This is a genomic window from Finegoldia sp. P2-F-LR (assembly GCF_052932265.1).
Genome location: NZ_JBRFJF010000051.1, coordinates 1 through 255, shown reverse-complemented (window position 1 = coordinate 255; position 255 = coordinate 1). Strand labels below are relative to the sequence as shown.

The window sequence follows — 255 nt, the reverse complement described above, 5'->3', positions numbered from 1 at the left end:
CAACAGAAAAAAGAACAGTAGTAGTAACAGGTGTAGAAATGTTCAGAAAACAACTTGACGAAGCAGAAGCAGGAGATAACATCGGAGCATTACTAAGAGGTGTACAAAGAGAAGACATCGAAAGAGGCCAAGTATTAGCAGCACCTGGAACAATCCACCCACACACAAAATTTGAAGCAGAAGTATACGTATTAACAAAAGAAGAAGGAGGAAGACACACACCATTCTTCTCAGGATACAGACCACAATTCTACT

At 40.0% G+C, this 255-nt stretch carries 1 protein-coding gene; it reads left to right on the top strand.

All coding sequences use genetic code 11. The annotated features are described in order from the left end of the window. Window positions 1–255 (top strand): EF-Tu C-terminal domain-related protein (locus tag ACU68W_RS09375; protein WP_446756446.1); only part of this gene is annotated, 255 nt, incomplete at both ends.